Annotated in this window: 19 protein-coding genes; 18 read left to right on the top strand and 1 reads right to left on the bottom strand. The window is 69.6% G+C overall.

What is annotated here, in order from left to right:
• The first annotated feature begins 127 nt into the window (after window positions 1-127).
• The 3 genes from fmt to H0B43_RS02355 all read left to right on the top strand — a co-directional run bounded on the left by fmt (window position 128) and on the right by H0B43_RS02355 (window position 3,445).
• Entirely contained in the window at window positions 128-1,051 is a 924-nt protein-coding gene (gene fmt, locus H0B43_RS02365; protein WP_185729460.1) for a methionyl-tRNA formyltransferase, read from the top strand.
• A complete protein-coding gene (locus H0B43_RS02360) occupies window positions 1,048-2,475 on the top strand; it encodes a transcription antitermination factor NusB (RefSeq protein ID WP_185729461.1) in 1,428 nt (475 codons plus the stop codon). The genes fmt and H0B43_RS02360 overlap by 4 nt, the downstream gene beginning before the upstream one ends.
• A gap of 112 nt (window positions 2,476-2,587) precedes the next feature.
• Window positions 2,588-3,445 (top strand): mycofactocin-coupled SDR family oxidoreductase, encoded by an 858-nt coding sequence (locus H0B43_RS02355; protein ID WP_185729462.1) that lies wholly within the window; start codon window positions 2,588-2,590, stop codon window positions 3,443-3,445.
• 60 nt (window positions 3,446-3,505) lie between these two features.
• On the opposite strand, the gene H0B43_RS02350 is transcribed toward H0B43_RS02355, so the two are convergent.
• Window positions 3,506-3,844 (bottom strand): MmcQ/YjbR family DNA-binding protein, encoded by a 339-nt coding sequence (locus H0B43_RS02350; protein WP_185729463.1) that lies wholly within the window; start codon window positions 3,842-3,844, stop codon window positions 3,506-3,508.
• 58 nt (window positions 3,845-3,902) lie between these two features.
• Here H0B43_RS02350 and rpe point away from each other — a divergent pair, with 58 nt between their 5' ends.
• The 15 genes from rpe (at window position 3,903) to ppc (ending at window position 20,113) form a co-directional block, all read left to right on the top strand.
• Entirely contained in the window at window positions 3,903-4,586 is a 684-nt protein-coding gene (rpe, locus tag H0B43_RS02345) for a ribulose-phosphate 3-epimerase (RefSeq protein WP_185729464.1), read from the top strand.
• Window positions 4,587-4,611: 25 nt separating this feature from the next.
• Window positions 4,612-5,664: a bifunctional diaminohydroxyphosphoribosylaminopyrimidine deaminase/5-amino-6-(5-phosphoribosylamino)uracil reductase RibD gene (gene ribD / locus H0B43_RS02340; RefSeq protein WP_185730139.1), complete on the top strand. Its 1,053-nt coding sequence runs from the start codon at window positions 4,612-4,614 to the stop codon at window positions 5,662-5,664.
• An 11-nt stretch (window positions 5,665-5,675) separates the two neighbouring features.
• Window positions 5,676-6,284: a riboflavin synthase gene (locus H0B43_RS02335; RefSeq protein ID WP_185729465.1), complete on the top strand. Its 609-nt coding sequence runs from the start codon at window positions 5,676-5,678 to the stop codon at window positions 6,282-6,284.
• Between the two features lie 80 nt (window positions 6,285-6,364).
• On the top strand, window positions 6,365-7,618 hold the full coding sequence (locus H0B43_RS02330) for a bifunctional 3,4-dihydroxy-2-butanone-4-phosphate synthase/GTP cyclohydrolase II (protein ID WP_009480441.1): 1,254 nt from the start codon (window positions 6,365-6,367) through the stop codon (window positions 7,616-7,618).
• Window positions 7,615-8,106, top strand: a complete 492-nt coding sequence (gene ribH / locus H0B43_RS02325; protein WP_185729466.1) for a 6,7-dimethyl-8-ribityllumazine synthase — start codon at window positions 7,615-7,617, stop codon at window positions 8,104-8,106. Before H0B43_RS02330 ends, ribH begins: the two co-directional genes overlap by 4 nt.
• 13 nt (window positions 8,107-8,119) lie before the next feature.
• The gene (locus H0B43_RS02320; RefSeq protein ID WP_185729467.1) at window positions 8,120-8,572 is read left to right on the top strand and encodes a PH domain-containing protein; all 453 of its coding nucleotides are present in this window, start codon (window positions 8,120-8,122) and stop codon (window positions 8,570-8,572) included.
• 67 nt (window positions 8,573-8,639) lie between these two features.
• Window positions 8,640-10,778, top strand: a complete 2,139-nt coding sequence (uvrC, locus tag H0B43_RS02315; protein WP_185729468.1) for an excinuclease ABC subunit UvrC — start codon at window positions 8,640-8,642, stop codon at window positions 10,776-10,778.
• A 44-nt stretch (window positions 10,779-10,822) separates the two neighbouring features.
• Complete coding sequence (gene rapZ / locus H0B43_RS02310; protein ID WP_073371137.1) at window positions 10,823-11,689, top strand: RNase adapter RapZ; 867 nt, start codon at window positions 10,823-10,825, stop codon at window positions 11,687-11,689.
• The gene (gene yvcK, locus H0B43_RS02305) at window positions 11,686-12,711 is read left to right on the top strand and encodes a uridine diphosphate-N-acetylglucosamine-binding protein YvcK (protein ID WP_185729469.1); all 1,026 of its coding nucleotides are present in this window, start codon (window positions 11,686-11,688) and stop codon (window positions 12,709-12,711) included. Before rapZ ends, yvcK begins: the two co-directional genes overlap by 4 nt.
• Window positions 12,702-13,685, top strand: a complete 984-nt coding sequence (whiA, locus tag H0B43_RS02300) for a DNA-binding protein WhiA (RefSeq protein ID WP_005262275.1) — start codon at window positions 12,702-12,704, stop codon at window positions 13,683-13,685. Before yvcK ends, whiA begins: the two co-directional genes overlap by 10 nt.
• Window positions 13,686-13,913: 228 nt before the next feature.
• Window positions 13,914-14,933, top strand: coding sequence for a type I glyceraldehyde-3-phosphate dehydrogenase (gap, locus tag H0B43_RS02295; RefSeq protein ID WP_185729470.1), 1,020 nt, complete (start codon window positions 13,914-13,916; stop codon window positions 14,931-14,933).
• A gap of 17 nt (window positions 14,934-14,950) precedes the next feature.
• Window positions 14,951-16,162, top strand: a complete 1,212-nt coding sequence (locus tag H0B43_RS02290) for a phosphoglycerate kinase (RefSeq protein ID WP_185729471.1) — start codon at window positions 14,951-14,953, stop codon at window positions 16,160-16,162.
• A 3-nt stretch (window positions 16,163-16,165) separates the two neighbouring features.
• Complete coding sequence (gene tpiA / locus H0B43_RS02285; RefSeq protein WP_185729472.1) at window positions 16,166-16,951, top strand: triose-phosphate isomerase; 786 nt, start codon at window positions 16,166-16,168, stop codon at window positions 16,949-16,951.
• A 125-nt stretch (window positions 16,952-17,076) separates the two neighbouring features.
• A complete protein-coding gene (gene secG / locus H0B43_RS02280; RefSeq protein ID WP_185729473.1) occupies window positions 17,077-17,310 on the top strand; it encodes a preprotein translocase subunit SecG in 234 nt (77 codons plus the stop codon).
• 46 nt (window positions 17,311-17,356) lie between these two features.
• Entirely contained in the window at window positions 17,357-20,113 is a 2,757-nt protein-coding gene (gene ppc, locus H0B43_RS02275; RefSeq protein ID WP_185729474.1) for a phosphoenolpyruvate carboxylase, read from the top strand.
• The last annotated feature ends 12 nt before the right edge of the window (window positions 20,114-20,125 follow it).

Genomic DNA, 20,125 nt, shown 5'->3' with positions numbered 1-20,125 from the left:
CCGAGTGTTATGGCCGCAGTCCGACTCCCTAGACTGGTCGGCACATCGTCCATCGAAGGGGAGCATTCTTCGTGAGTATCGTTTCGGCCCGCGCAGCGGTCCACCGTCCGTCGTGTGGGTCGCCGACGTGCGCATAGTCTTCGCCGGAACCCCCGAACCCGCCGTTCCCTCCCTCGAACGCCTGATCCGCTCCCCGCGGCACGACGTCGTGGCCGTGATCACCCGCCCCGACGCGGTCGCGGGTCGCGGACGCAAGGTGGTTCGCTCGCCGATCGGTGCCCTCGCCGACTCGCACGGCATCGAGGTGCTCACTCCGCAGCGGCCCTCGGAACCGGAATTCCTGGCGCGGCTCACCGACCTGGCGCCCGACTGCGCGCCCGTCGTCGCCTACGGGGCGCTGCTGCCGCAGAAGGTTCTCGACATCCCGGTGCACGGCTGGGTGAACCTGCACTTCTCGCTGCTGCCTGCCTGGCGCGGCGCCGCGCCCGTGCAGGCCGCGATCGGCGCGGGTGAGGACATGACCGGCGCGAGCGCGTTCCGGCTGGAGTCGGGGATGGACACCGGGCCGGTCTACGGCGTGGTCACCGAGCGCATTCGAGACACCGATACCGCCGGTGACCTGCTCGGACGGCTGGCGGACAGCGGTGCCGTGCTCCTGGAGTCGGTTCTCGACGGGATCGAGGACGGCGCGATCGCCGCGATCCCGCAATCGGCCGAGGGGGTCTCGCACGCCCCCAAGGTGACGGTCGAGGCGGCCCGGATCCGGTGGGACAGAACGGCTGCGGTGGTCGACCGGCACGTCCGGTCGGTGACCCCCGCGCCCGGCGCCTGGACCACGATCGGGGATCTGCGCGTCAAGGTCGGCCCGGTCACCCCGACGGACGAACGGCTGGAGCCGGGCGAGATCTCGGTGACCAAGTCCGGATTCCTGATCGGCACGTCCACGACGGCGGTGCGTCTCGACCGCATCCAGCCGCAGGGCAAGAAACAGATGGCCGCCCTCGACTGGGCGCGAGGCGCACGACTCGACGCGGAGGTACGGGCACAGTGAGCGAATCCAGAAGGCCCGCCCGTCGCGGCCAGTCCGGCTCGGGGAGCCGGAACAACCGGCCCCGCCAGGCCCGCCGCCCCGACGCGTCCCAGTCGGGGCTCGACCAGCCGCGGCTCGCCGCGCGGGACGTGCTGCGCGCCGTGCGGGAACGCGACGCCTACGCCAACCTCGTGCTGCCCGGACTTCTGCGCGAGCGCCGCCTGGACGGCCGCGATGCCGCACTCGCCACCGAACTGGCATACGGCGCCGCCCGTGCGAGGGGGCTCCTCGACGCCGTGATCGCCGACTGCGCGGGCAGGCCGATCGAGGAGATCGACGGACCGCTCCTCGACGTCCTCCAGCTGGGCGCCTACCAGCTTCTGCGCACCCGCGTCGCCCCACACGCCGCCGTCGCGACGTCCGTCGACCTCGTGCGCGCGGAGGCCGGTCCGGGGAAGGCCGGCTTCGTCAACGCCGTGCTGCGCCGGGTGTCCGAGCGGTCCGAGGCGGAATGGGTGGAGCGGCTGGCCCCGGCCGATCCGGTGGGGCGGCTGGCGTTCGAGCACGCCCACCCCACGTGGATCGCCCAGGTGTTCGCCGACGCGCTCGGCGCCGATGCCGGTGAGCTCGAGGACGTGCTCGTCGCCGACGACGCCCGTCCGGCGGTGCATCTCGTCGCCCGCCCCGGAGAGATCTCCTCGGAGGAACTCGCGCTGGCCACCGGCGGCGAGGTCGGGCGGTACTCGCCGTACGCGGTCTATCTGGACGGCGGCGATCCCGGCCTGCTCGACGCCGTCCGGGAAGGACTCGCCGGGGTGCAGGACGAGGGCAGTCAGCTCGTCGCCCGCGCGCTGTCGCTGGCGCCGCTGGACGGACCGGACGCGGGCCGCTGGCTCGACCTGTGCGCGGGACCGGGTGGCAAGGCCGCACTGCTCGGCGCTCTCGCCGGAATCGAGGGCGGACGCCTCGACGCCGTGGAGCCGGTGGCGCACCGCGCCGACCTGATCCGCAAGACGACGAAGGAACTTCCGGTGGACGTGCACGTCGCCGACGGGCGCGATTCGGGGCTGGCGGGCGGGTACGACCGCATCCTCGTCGACGCCCCGTGCACCGGGCTGGGTGCGCTGCGCCGGCGGCCGGAGGCGCGGTGGCGCCGGCAGCCGTCGGACGTGGCGGGTCTGGCGAAACTGCAACGGGAACTCCTCGCGTCGGCCGCTCAGCTCGTGCGCCCGGGCGGTGTGATCCTGTACTCGACGTGTTCTCCGCACCTCTCGGAGACGGTGGCGGTGGTCGCGGACGCGGTGCGCCGCCACGGCCTCACCGCGCTCGACACCCGTGAGCTCGTCCCCGGCGTCCCGGATCTGGGGGAGGGGCCGGGGGTCCAGCTCTGGCCGCACCGGCACGGCACCGACGCGATGTTCATGGCCGCGCTGCGTAAGCCGTAGCGCGGTCGGGCCCCCGCCGAGGTTCGGTAGAACCTGTTTCACTTTGCGGTAAAACGTGTTCTAATTCTCCACGCGAAGGGACGTACGTCACGAAGCGAGCGGAGGACTACAGATGAATCGGGTAGCGGGGAAGGTCGTTCTCGTCACGGGAGCGGCGCGGGGTCAGGGTCGTAGTCACGCAGTGCATCTCGCCGACGAAGGCGCCGACATCATCGCCTTCGACCTGTGCGAGGACATCGCGTCCAACGAGTACCCGCTGGCGACCGAGGCCGACCTCGAGGAGACCGGCCGGCTCGTCGAGAAGGCGGGACGCCGGGTCGTCACCGCCAAGGTGGACGTTCGCGACCGCGCCGCGCTGACGCGCGCACTCGACGCCGCGGTCGCGACGCTGGGGCGGCTGGACGTCGTGGTCGCCAACGCGGGGATCGCGCCCCTCGGCAACGACGTGCCGGTCGAGGGATTCGTCGACGCGTTCGACGTCGACTTCGTCGGCGTGGTCAACACGATCCACTCGGCCCTCCCGCACCTGGATGCCGGCGCGTCGATCATCGCGACCGGATCGGTGGCCGGGTTGGTCCCGCAGACCGGGCTGAACGGTCAGCAAGCGCTGCAGGGGCCGGGCGGCGACGGGTACGGGCTGGCCAAGAAGATGCTGTGGACCTACACGAATTCGCTCGCGCTCACCCTCGGCCCGAAATCCATCCGCGTCAACGCGATCCATCCCACCAACTGCAATACCGACATGCTGCAGAGCCCGCCGATGTTCCGCACGTTCCGCCCCGACCTGGAGAACCCGACCGCGGAGGACGCGAAGGTCACGTTCCCGTTCATGCAGGCGATGCCCACCCCGTGGGTCGAGCCGGAGGACATCTCGCATGCCGTGGTGTTCCTGTCGTCCGACGAGTCCCGGTTCGTCACCGGTCAGCAACTCCGGGTCGATGCGGGAGCGGGCCTCAAGCTCGGCGTCTGACGCCGATCCGATGAGGGTCCGGGCCGGTGTGCGGGCGCCGCCCGGGCCCTCGCCTTCTCGTCAGGTCTGGTCGAACCGCTTGCGCAGCTTCGCCGGTGCCGTGATCCGCCACGCATCCTGCAGCAGTTCGGTCAGCTGCGTGACGTCGACGTTCTCGAGGTCGACGAGGATCGAACCGTGCCCGTCGTAGTGCGGTGTGGTGTAGAACGGTGCGCCCTGGGCCAGCAGGGCCGCCTTCTCGTCGAGGTCGCACATCACCACCAGGCCCCCGTCCGACTCGGCCCGCAACCGGGCCAGCAGCCTGCCCGCCACCTTCAGCGCCGGAGTGTGATACGACGTGCTCTCCTGCACCTCCGGCAGGGACGCACCGATCGTCACGACATCCGTCCAGGTCGGCATGCGCCCAGTATGGACCGCGCGAGCGGGCCCGCACCCGCATACGACTAAACTCCGGCGCGTGGCAACCCCGATGATCGCACCGTCCATTCTCTCTGCCGATTTCGCGCGTCTCGCCGAGGAAGCGGCCGCCGTCGCCGGCGCCGACTGGCTGCACGTCGACGTGATGGACGCACATTTCGTGCCCAACCTGACGCTCGGCCTTCCCGTCGTGAAGAGCCTGCTCGCGGCGACGGACATCCCGCTCGACTGCCATCTCATGATCGACGATCCCGGCCGCTGGGCGCCGCCGTACGCGGAGGCGGGCGCCCACAACGTCACGTTCCACGCGGAGGCCACCGACGACCCCCGGGCCGTGGCCCGGGACATCCGCGCCGCCGGGGCGAAGGCCGGTCTCAGTGTCAAGCCCGGCACCCCGATCGAGCCGTACCTGGAGATCTTGAAGGACTTCGACACCCTCCTGGTGATGAGCGTGGAGCCCGGTTTCGGTGGGCAGTCGTTCATCCCTGAGGTCCTGTCGAAGGCGAAGGCCGTGCGCCGGCTCGTCGACTCCGGTGAGCTGACGCTGGTGGTGGAGATCGACGGCGGCATCAACACCGACACCGTCGAGGCCGCCGCCGAGGCCGGGGTCGACTGCTTCGTCGCCGGTTCCGCGGTCTACGGCACCGGCGACCCCGCGGAGGCCGTGCGCGCCCTGCGCGCCAGCGCCGCCAAGGCGTCGCCGCACCTGACCCTGTCGCGGTAGCACCGGCCCCACCGTGAACTCCCACGTGCGACACGAGAATTCGGCCGCGGACCTCGACGCCGCGATGCAGATCGCCATCGGCGCCGCGGAATCGGCGCGCGGGTTCACCAGCCCGAATCCGGCGGTCGGCGCCGTGGTCCTCGATGTCGCCGGACGTATCGCCGGCGTCGGGATGACGCAGCCGCCCGGCGGTCCCCACGCCGAGATAGTCGCGCTGCGGGAGGCGGGTGACGCCGCCCGCGGCGGCACCGCCGTCGTCACGCTGGAACCGTGCAACCACCACGGCCGGACCGGGCCCTGCTCGCAGGCGCTCCTCGATGCGGGCGTGGTCGCGGTGCACTACGCGGTGGGCGATCCCAACCCGGAGGCCGCGGGCGGCGCGGAAACCCTCGTCTCGGCGGGTGTCGAGGTGTCGTCGGGTCTGCGGGCGCAGGACGTCGAACGCGGCCCGCTGCGGGCGTGGCTGCACCGGCAGCGCACCGGACGTCCGCACGTGACCTGGAAGTATGCGGCCACGCTCGACGGCCGCAGCTCGGCCGCGGACGGCACCAGCCAGTGGATCACCGGTCCCGAGGCCCGCGAGCGCGTCCACGCCGAGCGGGCGAAACTGGACGCGATCGTCGTCGGCACGGGAACGGTGCTGGCCGACGACCCCCGGCTCACGGCCCGGATGCCCGACGGTTCGCTCGCCGCGCATCAGCCGGTCCGCGTCGTCGTCGGGCTCGGTGACATCCCGCCGGACGCCCGGGTCCTCGACGACTCGGCGCCCACCCTGCTGCTGCGTACCCACGACGTGGACGAGGTCCTCGCCGCACTCGCCGAGTACACGGACGTGCTGCTCGAGGGCGGACCCCGGCTGGCGGGCGCGTTCCTCGCCGCGGGCCGGGTCGACCGCATCCAGGCGTATCTCGCCCCGCTGGTGCTCGGAGCGGGCGCCGCCGCGGTCTCGGACGCCGGAGTGCAGTCGATCGAGGGCGCGCTGCGGTTCCGTCACGAGTCGGTCGAAACAATCGGCCCCGATCTGTTGTTGAGTCTGGTTCCAGCAGTGTCCGAAAACCCTGACAGCCACCGAACGTAGGAGAAGCCACAGTGTTCACCGGGATCGTCGAAGAATTGGGTGAGGTCGTCGCCAAGGAAGAACTGGCCGACGCCGCACGGTTCACCGTGCGCGGTCCGGTGGTGACTTCCGATGCGTCGCACGGTGATTCGATCGCGGTGAACGGTGTCTGCCTGACCGTCGTGGAGGTGCTCGCCGACGGCTCCTTCACGGCCGACGTGATGCAGGAGACGCTGAACCGGTCGAGCCTGCAGAAGATCGACGTGGGCAGCCGCGTCAACCTGGAGCGGGCCGCCGCCCTGAACAGCCGCCTCGGCGGCCACCTCGTCCAAGGCCACGTCGACGGCACCGGGCACATCATCAGCCGCAGCCCGTCCGAGAACTGGGAGGTCGTGCGCATCGCGCTGCCCGACGCCATCTCCCGGTACGTCGTCGAGAAGGGATCGATCACCGTCGACGGTGTGTCGCTGACCGTGTCGGCGCTGGGCGGGGAACGTGGCGAGGAATTCTTCGAGATCTCACTCATCCCGACCACCCTGCAACTGACCACGCTCGGGGCGGCGACCGTCGGCACACCGGTCAATCTCGAGGTCGACGTGATCGCGAAGTATGTGGAGCGGCTGCAAGCGGCCGGCCGCTGAGTCGTACTGTTGAGGAGCATCCCACGGATGCATCCGTTGTATTCGAAGATGCGTCAGTCAAGACTTTGGAGACCGAGCACGTGACCAGGTTCGACAGTATCGAGCGCGCCGTTGCGGATATCGCCGCAGGCAAGGCTGTCGTCGTCGTCGACGACGAAGACCGCGAGAACGAGGGTGACCTCATCTTCGCCGCGGAGAAGGCCACCCCGGAGTTGGTGGCCTTCATGGTTCGATACACGTCCGGCTATCTCTGTGTGCCGCTCGACGGGGCCGACTGCGACCGCCTCGGCCTGCCCCCGATGTACGCCACCAATCAGGACAAGCACGGCACCGCGTACACCGTGACCGTCGACGCCCGTGAGGGCATCGGCACCGGGATCTCCGCATCCGACCGCGCCGCGACCATGCGGTTGCTGGCCGATCCGTCCAGCGGCGCCCAGGACTTCACCCGCCCCGGTCACGTGGTGCCGTTGCGCGCGAAGGAGGGCGGCGTGCTGCGCCGCCCCGGCCACACCGAGGCCGCGGTGGACCTGGCCCGGATGGCCGATCTGCGGCCGGCCGGCGTGATCTGCGAGATCGTCAGCCAGAAGGACGAGGGCCACATGGCCCAGACCGACGAGCTGCGGGTCTTCGCCGACGACCACAACCTCGCGCTGATCTCGATCGCCGACCTCATCGCGTGGCGCCGCAAGCACGAGAAGCACGTGGAGCGGGTCGCGTCCGCGCGCATCCCCACCCGGCACGGCGAGTTCACGGCGGTCGGGTACCGGAGCATCTACGACGACGTGGAACACGTGGCGCTGGTGCGCGGTGATCTGCCGGGACCGGACGGCGACGGCAGCGACGTGCTGGTGCGGGTGCACTCCGAATGCCTGACCGGCGACGTCTTCGGTTCGCTGCGCTGCGACTGCGGTCCGCAGCTCGACGCGGCCCTGGACATGGTCGCGCAGGAGGGCCGCGGGGTGGTCCTCTACATGCGCGGGCACGAGGGCCGCGGCATCGGGCTGATGCACAAGCTGCAGGCCTACCAGTTGCAGGACGCGGGTTCGGATACCGTCGACGCCAACCTCGAACTCGGTCTGCCCGCCGACGCCCGCGACTACGGCATCGGCGCGCAGATCCTGGTGGATCTGGGCATCTCGTCGATGCGTCTGCTCACCAACAATCCGGCCAAGCGGGTCGGCCTGGACGGCTACGGGCTGCAGATCACCGAGCGGGTGTCGATGCCGCTGCGCGCGAACGCCGAGAACCTGACTTACCTGCGCACGAAGCGGGACCGTATGGGCCACGACCTGATCGGGCTCGACGACTTCGAAGCGGGAGAGATGCTGTGAGCGGTGAGGGACTGCCCGACCTGCAGCTCGGTGAGGCGGGCGACCTCAGGCTCGCCATCGTCGCCGGCAGCTGGCACCCGAAGATCTCCGAGGCGCTGATCGCCGGCGCGCAGCGGGTTGCGGACGAGGCGGACGTGAAGAACGTCACGCTGGTCCGGGTCGCCGGTGCCATCGAGCTTCCGGTGGTGGCGCAGGCGCTGGCCCGCACCCACGACGCCGTCGTCGCGCTCGGTGTCGTGATCCGCGGCGGGACGCCGCACTTCGAGTACGTCTGCGACGCCGTCACGGCCGGTCTGACGCGGGTGTCGCTCGACGAGAGCACCCCGGTCGGGAACGGCGTGCTCACCACGGACACCGAGCAGCAGGCGATCGACCGCAGCGGCCTGCCCGGCTCCGCCGAGGACAAGGGCGGTCAGGCGTGCGCGGCCGCGCTCGACACCGCTGTCACACTGGCGCGACTGCGCCGCGCCGAGGAGTCCTTCGCATGATCCGGATCCGCCCATGACCACCCCCGAATCCGAGTGGACGCTCGTCGCGACACCCCGCAAGTCGCGTCGCTACGCGATCGGGGTGGCCATCTTCCTCGTCGTCGTGCACGTGACGTTTGCCATCCTGCTGCGCGGTGATTCGACGGGCGTGTACTTCCGTCTCGCCGACCAGCTGGCGTTCGCCGGCATCGGGTGCCTCCTCGCGGCGGCCGTGCTGCTGCTGACCCGGCCGCGGCTGCGCGTCGGGCCTCGCGGCATCGCCGTGCGCAACGTGCTCGGGGAACGCATCGTCGACTGGGACCTCTACGAGGGGTTGTCCTTCCCGGACGGTGCCGCGTGGGCGCGGATCGAGCTGCCCGACGACGAGTACCTGGCCGCGATGGCCATCCAGTCGAACGATCGCGAGTACGCCGTCGCGGCGGTCGAGCGGTTCCGTGCACTCGCGTCGGAGTACGCGCGGTCCTGACCGGGGCCCGGCCCGGCGCGGTGTGACGGATGCGGGGTTGGTCGGTGGCGCCGACTAACGTGGAGGGGTGCCCGATCCTTCGACATATCGCCCCGCGACCGGAACCATTCCGGTCGACCCGGGGGTGTACAAGTTCCGCGATCCGCACGGCCGGGTCATCTACGTCGGGAAGGCGAAGAGCCTCCGTTCACGGCTGAATTCCTATTTCGCCGACGTCTCGACGCTGCACCCCCGTACCCGCCAGATGGTGACCACGGCCGGCAGCGTCGAGTGGACCGTGGTCAGCACCGAGGTCGAGGCGCTCCAGCTCGAGTACAACTGGATCAAGGAATTCGATCCGCGCTTCAACGTCCGCTACCGCGACGACAAGACGTACCCGGTTCTCGCCGTCACCCTGAACGAGGAATATCCCCGGCTGTTCGTCTACCGCGGACCCCGGCGCAAGGGGGTCCGCTACTTCGGCCCCTACTCGCACGCATGGGCCATCCGCGAGACCCTCGACCTGCTGCTGCGGGTGTTCCCGGCCCGCACCTGCTCGGCCGGGGTGTTCAAGCGGCACAACCAGATCGGCCGTCCCTGCCTGCTCGGCTACATCGACAAGTGTTCCGCGCCGTGCGTCGGACGGGTGTCGGCGGCGGAGCACCGCCAGATCGTCGAGGACTTCTGCGACTTCCTGTCCGGACGCACCGACAGGCTCGTCCGGGAACTTGAGGCCCGCATGCAGAAGGCGTCCGAGGAACTGGACTTCGAACTGGCGGCGCGCCTGCGCGACGACGTGGGAGCCCTGCGGCGGGCGCTCGAGAAGCAGGCCGTCGTCCTCGGCGACGGCACCGACGCCGACCTCGTCGCGTTCGCGACCGACGAACTGGAGGCCGCGGTCCAGGTGTTCCACGTCCGCGGTGGCCGCGTGCGCGGACAGCGCGGCTGGGTGGTCGAGAAGGCCGGCGACGTCATCGACTGGGCCACCGTCGATTCCGAGGCCGGATCGGACCTTCCGCTGCTCGTCGAGCAATTCCTCACCCAGTTCTACGGTGAGCAGGCGGCGCTGTCGGGTGCGACGGACCAGGAGGCCGGCACCAGCGGTGTGCCGCGGGAGGTGCTGGTGCCCGTGCTGCCGCCGGACCCCGAGCAGGTGCAGGAATGGCTCAGCGGCCTCCGCGGATCCGCGGTCCGCCTGCGGGTGCCGAAGCGCGGCGACAAGAAGGCCCTCGCCGAGACCGTGCAGCGCAACGCGATGGAGGCGCTGCAACAGCACAAGCTGCGCCGCGCCGGCGACTTCACGTCGCGGTCGGCGGCCCTGCAGGGCATTCAGGAGGCCCTCGATCTGGATTCGGCGCCGCTGCGGATCGAGTGCGTCGACATCAGCCACGTGCAGGGCACCGATGTGGTGGCCTCGCTCGTCGTCTTCGAGGACGGTCTGCCCCGCAAGTCCGACTACCGGCACTACGCGATCAAGGAGGCCGCCGGTGACGGCCGGTCCGACGACGTCGCCAGCATCGCCGAGGTCACCCGGCGGCGGTTCCTCCGGCACAACCGCGACGTCGGGGTGCTGCGCGCGGAGGCCGCCGGAGCGGACGCCGAGCCGGGGCCGGGCGGCGACGGCGGAGACCTCGCCCCGGAGGCTGCGATCGATCCGCAGACCGGCCGGCCGCGACGGTTCGCGTACCCGCCGAACCTGTTCGTCGTCGACGGCGGTGCCCCGCAGGTCGCGGCGGCCTCGGCGGTCCTCGACGAACTGGGCATCACCGACGTCGCCGTGATCGGGCTGGCCAAACGGCTCGAGGAGGTGTGGGTGCCGGGGGAGGAGGACCCGGTGATCCTCCCGCGCACCAGCGAGTCGCTGTACCTGCTGCAGCGGGTGCGTGACGAGGCCCACCGCTTCGCGATCACGTTCCACCGCAGCAAACGCTCCCGCCGGATGACGGCGTCCGCGCTCGATTCGGTGCGCGGACTCGGCGATACCCGGCGCAAGGCCCTGGTGACGCATTTCGGGTCCGTCGCGAAACTCAAACAGGCTTCCGTCGAGGAGATCACCGCGGTGCCGGGCATCGGAACGGCCACGGCGAAGGCGGTACTCACCGCCCTCGGCGCGGAGGAACCGTCTGCGGGGGTCGCGGCGGTGGGGGATGATGAACCCGATCGGAACGGACCGGCCGAGCACGACCCGGCAGCACAGAGCGCTTCACAACGGACAGGTGTCGAGTGACCGAGCAGCACGCGCAGAGCGACCGTCCATCCACGGTTCGGCCGATGGACTTCCTTCTCGTCACCGGGCTCTCCGGGGCGGGTCTGCAGACGGCCGCGAAGGTTCTCGAGGACCTCGGGTGGTACGTCGCGGACAACCTGCCCCCGGAACTGATCTCCCGGATGGTCGATCTGAGCCTCGAATCCGACTCCCGGCTCGAGCGGCTCGCCGTCGTCATCGACGTGCGCAGCCGGTTGTTCACCGGCGACCTCGGCTGGGTCCTCACCGAACTGGAGAGCAAACCCGTGCACACGCGGGTGCTGTACCTCGACGCCTCCGACGAGGTCCTGGTCCGGCGGTTCGAACAGGTCCGCCGCAGTCATCCGCTGTCCGGGGGCGGGGCCGAGGGCACCCTGTCCGAGGGCATTGCCGCGGAGCGTGATCAGCTCGCGAAGGTGAAGGCCGCCGCCGACCTGGTGATCGACACGTCCTCCCTCGCCGCACACCAGTTGCGGCAGAAGATCGAGGACGCGTTCGGCGACGCGGAAAACCGCACGATGCAGGTAACAGTCCAGTCGTTCGGTTTCAAGTACGGTCTTCCGATGGACGCCGATCTCGTCTGCGACGTCCGCTTCCTGCCCAACCCGCACTGGATCCCCGAATTGCGTCCGCACACCGGGCAGAGCGCGGACGTGCGGGACTACGTGTTGTCGCAGGACGGTGCCGAGGACTACCTCACCACCTATCACCACCTGCTGGATCTGACGATCGCGGGATATCGTCGGGAGGGGAAGCGCTACATGACCATCGCGGTGGGTTGCACAGGCGGAAAGCATCGGAGTGTCGCGATGTCGGAGGCGTTGGCACGCCGCCTCGGAAAGGATTCCGGGCTGAACGTGCGTGTCGTCCATCGTGATCTGGGGCGCGAATGAGGCCGGTGCACGTGCCTCCTGCGATCGTCGCGCTCGGTGGGGGCCACGGGCTGTTTGCGACGCTCAGCGCCGCACGCCGGCTCAGCCGGGACGTCACGGCCGTCGTCACCGTCGCGGACGACGGCGGATCCTCGGGACGGCTGCGCGCAGAACTCGGTGTCATCCCGCCGGGCGATCTGCGGATGGCGCTCGCGGCGCTCGCCGCCGACGACCCCGAGGTGCAGGACTGGACCGACACCATCCAGCACCGCTTCGGCGGAATCGGCGCCCTCGCCGGACATTCGGTGGGCAACCTCATCCTGGCCGGCCTGACCGAGGTGCTCGGCGATCCGGTTGCCGCCCTGGACGAACTCGCGCGCCTGCTGCGGATCGACGGCCGGGTGCTGCCGATGTCACCGATCGCCCTCGACATCGAGGCGGACGTGCAGGGTCTCGAAGCGGACCCGCGCGTGAGCCGCTGCATCCGCGGGCAGGTCGCGGTCGCGACCACACCGGGCAAGGTGCGCCGGGTGCGGCTGCTGCCGGCCAACCCGCCCGCGTGCCCGGACGCGGTCCGGGCGATCGAGGCCGCCGACATGGTCGTCCTCGGGCCCGGATCGTGGTTCTCGAGCGTCATTCCGCACGTCCTCGTGCCGGAACTGCTCGACACGCTGATCGCCACCGAGGCGCGGAAGGTGCTGGTGCTCAACCTGGCTCCGGAACCGGGCGAGACCGCGGGATTCTCCACCGAGCGTCATCTGCACGTACTGTCCCAACACGCACCCGAACTGGCCGTCGACTTCGTCGTGGTCGACTCGGGTTCGGTGCCGCCGGGTCGCGAGCGTGAACACCTCGCCCGCGCCGCCGGACAGTTCCAGGCACGCGTCGTCTACGCCGACGTGTCGGAGCACGGCACCCACACGCATCATGCAGGCAAGCTTGCGTCCGTTCTCGAACAGCTCTGGAGCGACCCCGATCCGGGGCCTCGGGGGAGCGAAGTGGCCGCGACACCAGAGGAAAGGGAGAGCGCTTCGTGGCAATGACAGCAGAGGTCAAAGACGAACTCAGTCGTCTCGTCGTCACTCACGTGAGTTGCCGGAAGGCCGAGGTCTCGTCGCTGCTGCGGTTCGCAGGGGGATTGCACATCGTCGGTGGCCGGGTAGTGGTCGAGGCGGAGGTGGATCTGGGGTCCACGGCCCGGCGGCTGCGGCGCGAGATCTTCGATCTGTTCACCTACAGCGCCGACGTCCACGTCCTGAGCGCGGGCGGTCTGCGCAAATCGTCCCGGTACATCGTCCGGGTCGCGAAGGAAGGCGAGGCCCTCGCCCGCCAGACCGGTTTGCTCGACCTGCGGGGACGACCCGTGCGCGGGCTCCCCGCCCAGGTGGTCGGGGGCAGCGTCGCCGACGCGGAAGCGGCGTGGCGGGGCGCGTTCCTGGCCCACGGTTCGCTCACCGAGCCGGGACGGTCGTCCGCGCTCGAAGTCAGCTGCCCGGGTCCGGAGGCGGCGCTCGCACTGGTCGGGGCCGCTCGCAGGCTCGGAATCTCCGCGAAGGCCCGCGAGGTCCGCGGCACCGACCGGGTGGTGATCCGCGACGGCGAGGCCATCGGCGCGCTCCTCACCCGGATGGGCGCGCAGGACACCCGCCTCGTGTGGGAGGAACGCCGGATGCGCCGGGAGGTCCGGGCCACCGCGAACCGGCTCGCCAACTTCGACGACGCCAACCTGCGCCGCTCCGCCCGCGCGGCCGTTGCGGCCGCCGCACGAGTCGAGCGGGCGCTCGACATCCTGGGCGACGAGGTTCCCGACCACCTGGCGGCGGCGGGTCATCTCCGCGTGGAGCACCGGCAGGCGTCGCTCGAGGAACTCGGCCAGCTCGCCGACCCGCCGATGACGAAGGACGCGGTCGCCGGCCGCATCCGGCGGCTGCTGTCGATGGCGGACCGCAAGGCGAAGGAGACCGGGATCCCCGACACCGAGTCGGCGGTCACCGCAGACCTTCTCGACGACGCTTGAGCGGACGACCGGGACGCTCGTCGCGTCAGATCGAACGAGCGTCCCCTTCGTTCGACGTCGAAGCAGCCGGTACGGGGTGCCCGGAGGTGACTGCGCGCGCACGTGGCCCGCGCACTAGGCTAAGAGTCGCATCGACCGATGAAACCTCGCGCCGACCACCCGTCGGTGGTGTCGAAGCGGCGCGAGAGCAGAGCTGCACAACCAGAATCATGCGCAAAGGAGCAGATTGTGACTGTCCGGGTAGGCGTAAACGGTTTCGGCCGTATCGGACGTAACTTCTTCAGGGCGGTGGACGCGCAGAAGGCGCTCGGAACCACCGACATCGAGATTGTGGCGGTCAACGACCTCACGGACAACGCTACGCTGGCGCATCTCCTGAAGTACGACTCCATCCTGGGTCGTCTCCCGCACGACGTCTCGCTCGAGGGCGAAGACACCATCGTCGTCGGAAGCCAGAAGATCAAGGCTCTCGCGATCAAGGAAGGCCCCGCGGCGCTTCCGTGGGGTGACCTGGGCGTCGACGTCGTCGTCGAATCCACCGGCATCTTCACCGACGCGGCCAAGGCGAAGGGCCACCTCGACGCCGGCGCCAAGAAGGTCATCATCTCCGCGCCCGCCAAGGGCGAGGACATCACCATCGTGATGGGCGTCAACGACGACAAGTACGACGGCAGCCAGAACATCATCTCCAACGCCTCGTGCACCACCAACTGCCTCGGCCCCATCGCCAAGGTGCTCGACGACGAGTTCGGCATCGTCAAGGGCCTGATGACCACGGTCCACGCCTACACGCAGGACCAGAACCTGCAGGACGGCCCGCACAGCGACCTGCGTCGCGCCCGCGCCGCCGCGCTGAACGTGGTCCCCACCGGCACCGGTGCCGCCAAGGCCATCGGTCTGGTCCTCCCGCAGCTGCTCGGCAAGCTGGACGGCTACGCGCTGCGCGTCCCGATCCCCACGGGCTCGGTCACCGACCTCACCGCGAACCTGAAGAAGTCCGCCAGCGTCGAAGACATCAACGCCGCGATGAAGGCTGCCGCCGAGGGACCGCTCAAGGGAATCCTGAAGTACACGGACGCTCCGATCGTGTCGTCCGACATCGTCACCGACCCGCACAGCTCGATCTTCGACTCCGGCCTCACCAAGGTCATCGACGATCAGGCCAAGATCGTGTCCTGGTACGACAACGAGTGGGGTTACTCCAACCGTCTGGCCGACCTCATCGGTCTCGTCGCCAAGTCTCTCTGAGCGAAGGTCCGGTAACAGTGGCAGTTCAGACTCTCGACGATCTGCTGAACGCTGGGGTGGAGGGGCGTGCCGTGCTGGTGCGCTCCGACCTCAACGTTCCGCTCGACGGTGACCGGATCACCGATCCCGGGCGCATCATCGCTTCCGCACCGACGCTGAAGGCGTTGGCGGAGGCGGGCGCCAAGGTCATCGTCACCGCCCATCTGGGTCGCCCCAAGGGCGAGCCCGACCCACAGTATTCCCTCGCGCCGGTGGCGGTGAAGCTCGCCGAGGTGCTGGGACGCAACGTCCAGCTCGCCGGCGACGTCGTCGGGCAGGATGCGCTGGCACGTTCGGAGGGGCTCACCGACGGAGACGTTCTCCTGCTGGAGAACATCCGCTTCGACCCGCGGGAGACCAGCAAGGACGAGGCCGAGCGGATGAAGCTCGCGAAGGCCCTCGTCGAACTCGTCGGCGACGACGGTGCATTCGTGTCCGACGGATTCGGTGTCGTGCACCGCGCGCAGGCGTCGGTGTACGAGGTGGCGAAGCTGCTGCCGCACTACGCCGGCAAACTCGTCGAGGCCGAGATCAAGGTGCTCGGCAAGCTCACCGAGGAGTCCGAGCGGCCGTACGCGGTCGTGCTGGGCGGCTCCAAGGTGTCGGACAAGCTCGCGGTGATCGAGGCGCTGGCACCGAAGGTCGACACCCTCGTCATCGGTGGCGGCATGTACTACACGTTCCTCGCGGCGCAGGGCGTCTCGGTCGGCAACTCGCTGTGCGAGGAGTCGATGATCGACACGTGCAAGGCGCTGCTCGAGCAGTACGCCGACGTCATCCACATCCCGCAGGACGTGGTCATCGCCGATTCGTTCTCGGCCGACGCCGAGTCCAAGATCGTGTCGGTGCTCGAGATCCCGGACGGCTGGATGGGTCTCGACATCGGACCGCAATCGGTTCGCCGGTTCGCGGCGATCCTGACCAGCGCGAAGACGGTGTTCTGGAACGGGCCGATGGGCGTGTTCGAGTTCGAGAAGTTCGCCGCGGGCACCAAGGGTGTCGCCGAGGCGATCATCGAGGCCACCTCGAAGGGCGCGTACAGCGTCGTCGGTGGCGGTGACTCCGCCGCGGCGGTACGCCAGCTCGGACTGCCCGAGGACGGGTTCTCGCACATCTCCACCGGAGGCGGCGCCTCCCTCGAGTACCTCGAGGGCAAGGAACTCCCCGGCATCGCAGTTCTGGAGGGCTGACGCATGGCACGGAAGCCGCTGATCGCCGGCAACTGGAAGATGAATCTGAACCACCTCGAGGCCATCGCGCTGGTGCAGAAGATCGCCTTCTCGCTCCCGGCGAAGTACTTCGACAAGGTCGACGTGACGGTGATCCCGCCGTTCACCGACATCCGCAGCGTGCAGACCCTCGTCGAGGGCGACAAGCTCCTGCTCACCTACGGTGCGCAGGACGTGTCGGCCCATGATTCGGGCGCGTTCACCGGCGAGATCAGCGGCTCCATGCTGGCCAAGCTGGGCTGCACGTTCGTCGTCGTCGGGCACTCGGAGCGCCGGACCCTGCACTGCGAGGACAACGACACCGTGCTGGCCAAGGCGAAGGCCGCGCTGAAGAACGGCCTCACCCCGATCGTGTGCATCGGTGAGGGACTCGACGTCCGCGAGGCCGGCGAGCACGTCTCCTACAACGTCGAGCAGCTGCGGGGTTCGCTCGCCGGGCTGTCCGCCGAGGACATCGCCAAGGTCGTCATCGCGTACGAGCCGGTGTGGGCCATCGGGACCGGTCGCGTGGCCAGTGCCGCGGACGCGCAGGAAGTCTGCGCGGCGATCCGGGCCACGCTCGGTGAGCTCGCCTCCCCGGCGGTCGCGTCCGGTGTCCGCGTGCTCTACGGCGGCAGCGTCAACGCGAAGAACGTCGGCGAGATCGTCGGTCAGACGGACGTGGACGGTGCCCTCGTGGGCGGCGCCTCGCTGAAGGCCGACGAGTTCGCGACGTTGTCGGCGATCGCCGCGGGCGGACCTCTGCCGTAAGGCGCCTTCGGCGCTCGTGCGCCTTTCTGGTTGCTCCCGCTACCGGAAAGGCGCACGGGCGCACAGCGCCTGTAGGGTGTACGAGGCCGTAGTTGTTCCTACTGGATGGGTGGACGTAGACCGACATGGAACTGTTCCTGGATATCTTGCTGGTGGTCACCAGCTTGCTGCTGATTCTGCTGGTGCTGCTGCACCGCGGTAAGGGCGGCGGTCTGTCCAGCCTGTTCGGCGGCGGCGTCCAGTCGAGCCTGTCCGGTTCCACCGTCGTCGAGAAGAACCTCGACCGGCTCACCGTCTTCACCGGTCTGGTGTGGTTGATCGCGATCATCGGCATCGGCCTAGAGATCAAGTTCGGCTGATCTACTTCATCATGCAGAGCGGCCGTCGCCGGTCGATACTGGATGAATGATCGAAACCCCACGTGAGGCCACTGAACCACTCCGCGAAGACATTCGGCTCCTGGGCGGCATCCTCGGTCAGATAGTGCGGGAACAGGCCGGCGACGACGTCTTCGACCTCGTCGAGAAGGCTCGCGTCGAATCGTTCCGGGTCCGGCGGTCCGAGATCGACCGTGCCGAGCTGGCGGACATGTTCACCCAGGTCTCCACCGGCGACACCATTCCCGTCATCCGGGCCTTCAGCCACTTCGCGCTCCTCGCCAACCTCGCCGAGGACATCCACCGCGAACGCCGGCGCGCCGTCCACGTCGCGGCCGGTGAACCCGCGCCCGACAGCACCCTGACCGCCACGTACGCCAAACTCGACGCCGCGCACCTGGACAGCGCCGTCGTCGCGGACGCGCTGCGCGGGGCGCTCGTGTCGCCCGTCATCACGGCCCACCCCACCGAGACCCGCCGTCGCACGGTGTTCGAGACCCAGACCCGGATCACCGAACTGATGCGCTACCGCGAGCGCACCGCGCTGACCGAGTCCGAGACCGCCGATGTCGACGTCCGGTTGCGGCGCCAGATCCTCACCCTGTGGCAGACTGCGCTGATCCGGCTGTCGCGGTTGCGGATCCAGGACGAGATCGAAGTGGGCCTGCGGTACTACGACGCGGCACTGTTCGAGGTCGTCCCGAAAATCAACGCCGAACTGCGCAACGCACTGCGGTCGCGATGGCCGGACGCGGATCTGGGCCGGGAGCCGATCCTGCGTCCCGGGTCGTGGATCGGCGGAGACCGCGACGGCAACCCCTACGTCACCGACGAGGTGGTCCGGACGGCCACCACCCGCGCCGCGGCCACCGCCCTCGAACATCACCTCGAGGGACTCGAGACCCTCGAACGCGAACTGTCCATGTCGGCACGCCTCGTCGCCGTCACGCCCGCCCTGGACCTCCTGGCTGCGGCGTCCCAGGACGATTCACCGTCTCGCGCCGACGAACCGTACCGGCGTGCGGTGCGGGGGATCCGGGGACGTCTCACGGCCACCGCGCAGCGCATCCTGGGTGGCACACCGGACCACGGTCTCGACCTGGGGCTCGCCCCGTACGACACCCCGCGTCAGATGCTCGACGAACTCGACGTCGTCGACGACTCCTTGCGCCGGGGTGGCGACGGCACGATCGCCGACGACGGGCTCGCGAGCCTGCGGGACTCGGTCGAGGTGTTCGGATTCCACCTCTCCGGGCTCGACATGCGGCAGAACTCGGACGTGCACGAGACCGTCGTCGCCGAGTTGCTGGCATGGGCGGGGGTGCACGACGACTACTCGTCGCTGTCCGAGGACGAGCGGGTGGAACTGCTGTCGGCGGAGCTCACCACCCGGCGTCCGCTGACCACCGCGAATGCGGAGTTCAGTGAGCTGACGGCGAAGGAACTCGCCATTCTGCAGGCGGGCGCGACCGCCGTGCAGACCCTCGGCGCGGGCGCCGTGCCGAACTACATCATCAGCATGTGCACCTCCGTCAGCGACATGCTCGAGGCCGCCGTCCTGCTCAAGGAGGTCGGACTGCTCGACCCCGGCGCGGGGGAGGCGCCGTCCTGCCCGGTGGGCATCGTGCCGCTGTTCGAGACGATCGAGGACCTGCAGCAGGGCGCCGCGACCCTCGAAGCCACGCTGGAGGTCCCGATCTACCGGGCGCTGGTGGCGGCGCGGGGTGACTCCCAGGAAGTGATGCTCGGGTACTCCGATTCGAACAAGGACGGCGGATACCTCGCGGCGAACTGGGCGCTCTACCGCGCGGAGCTGGATCTGGTGGACGCCGCACGCAAGACGGGAATCCGGTTGCGGCTGTTCCACGGTCGCGGCGGCACCGTCGGTCGCGGCGGCGGCCCCAGCTACGAGGCCATCCTGGCGCAGCCGCCCGGCGCGGTCGCCGGATCGCTGCGGATCACCGAACAGGGCGAGGTGATCGCCGCCAAGTACGCGGAACCCCGTCTCGCGCAACGTAATCTGGAAACACTGCTCGCCGCGACACTCGAAGCCACCCTGCTCGACGTCGAGGGTCTCGGAGACGACGCCGAACCGGCCTACCGCATCCTCGACGAACTCGCGGCGCTGGCCCGCCGCGCCTACGGGGAATTGGTGCACGAGACACCGGGATTCGTGCAGTACTTCGAAATGTCGACGCCGGTCGCGGAGATCGGGGCCCTCAATATCGGCAGCCGCCCCGCCTCCCGCAAGCAGACCACCGCCATCTCCGATCTCCGGGCGATCCCGTGGGTGCTGTCCTGGAGCCAGTCCCGGGTCATGCTGCCCGGGTGGTACGGCACGGGTTCGGCGTTCGAGGAGTGGACGCACGGCGACCCGGACAAGGTGGCCACGCTGTCCCGCCTCTACGAGAAGTGGCCGTTCTTCCGGACCGTGTTGTCGAACCTGGCGATGGTGATGTCGAAGTCCGACATGGGTCTCGCGGCACGTTACGCGGAGCTGGTGCCCGACGAGGAGCTGCGGCAGCGGGTGTTCGGCAAGATCACCGAGGAGCACGAGCGGACGATCCGGATGTACAAGGCCGTCACCGGGAACGACACGCTGTTCGCCGACAATCCCGGTCTGGAGCGGTCGGTGCACAACCGGTTCCCCTACCTCGAGCCGCTCAACCACCTGCAGGTGGAGCTGCTGCGCCGGTACCGGGCGGGCGACGACGGCGACCAGACGCGCCGCGGCATCCAGCTCACGATGAATGGGCTCGCCACCGCGCTGCGCAACAGCGGGTAGCGGCGTTCCCGC

The sequence above is a fragment of the Rhodococcus sp. 4CII genome (genome assembly GCF_014256275.1).
Taxonomy (GTDB): domain Bacteria; phylum Actinomycetota; class Actinomycetes; order Mycobacteriales; family Mycobacteriaceae; genus Rhodococcus_F; species Rhodococcus_F wratislaviensis_A.
Note: the sequence above shows the minus strand (reverse complement) of the source record. Positions and strands in the feature narration are given on the sequence as shown.

What these genes read in the sequence shown, in the direction of transcription:
- tpiA (WP_185729472.1), top strand. Translation starts at nt 16,166, where the DNA reads ATGGCACGGAAGCCGCTGATCGCCGGCAACTGGAAGATGAATCTGAAC.
- H0B43_RS02350 (WP_185729463.1), bottom strand. Translation starts at nt 3,844, where the DNA reads ATGCCGACCTGGACGGATGTCGTGACGATCGGTGCGTCCCTGCCGGAG.
- secG (WP_185729473.1), top strand. Translation starts at nt 17,077, where the DNA reads ATGGAACTGTTCCTGGATATCTTGCTGGTGGTCACCAGCTTGCTGCTG.
- yvcK (WP_185729469.1), top strand. Translation starts at nt 11,686, where the DNA reads ATGAGGCCGGTGCACGTGCCTCCTGCGATCGTCGCGCTCGGTGGGGGC.
- H0B43_RS02355 (WP_185729462.1), top strand. Translation starts at nt 2,588, where the DNA reads ATGAATCGGGTAGCGGGGAAGGTCGTTCTCGTCACGGGAGCGGCGCGG.
- ppc (WP_185729474.1), top strand. Translation starts at nt 17,357, where the DNA reads ATGATCGAAACCCCACGTGAGGCCACTGAACCACTCCGCGAAGACATT.
- rapZ (WP_073371137.1), top strand. Translation starts at nt 10,823, where the DNA reads ATGGACTTCCTTCTCGTCACCGGGCTCTCCGGGGCGGGTCTGCAGACG.
- H0B43_RS02320 (WP_185729467.1), top strand. Translation starts at nt 8,120, where the DNA reads ATGACCACCCCCGAATCCGAGTGGACGCTCGTCGCGACACCCCGCAAG.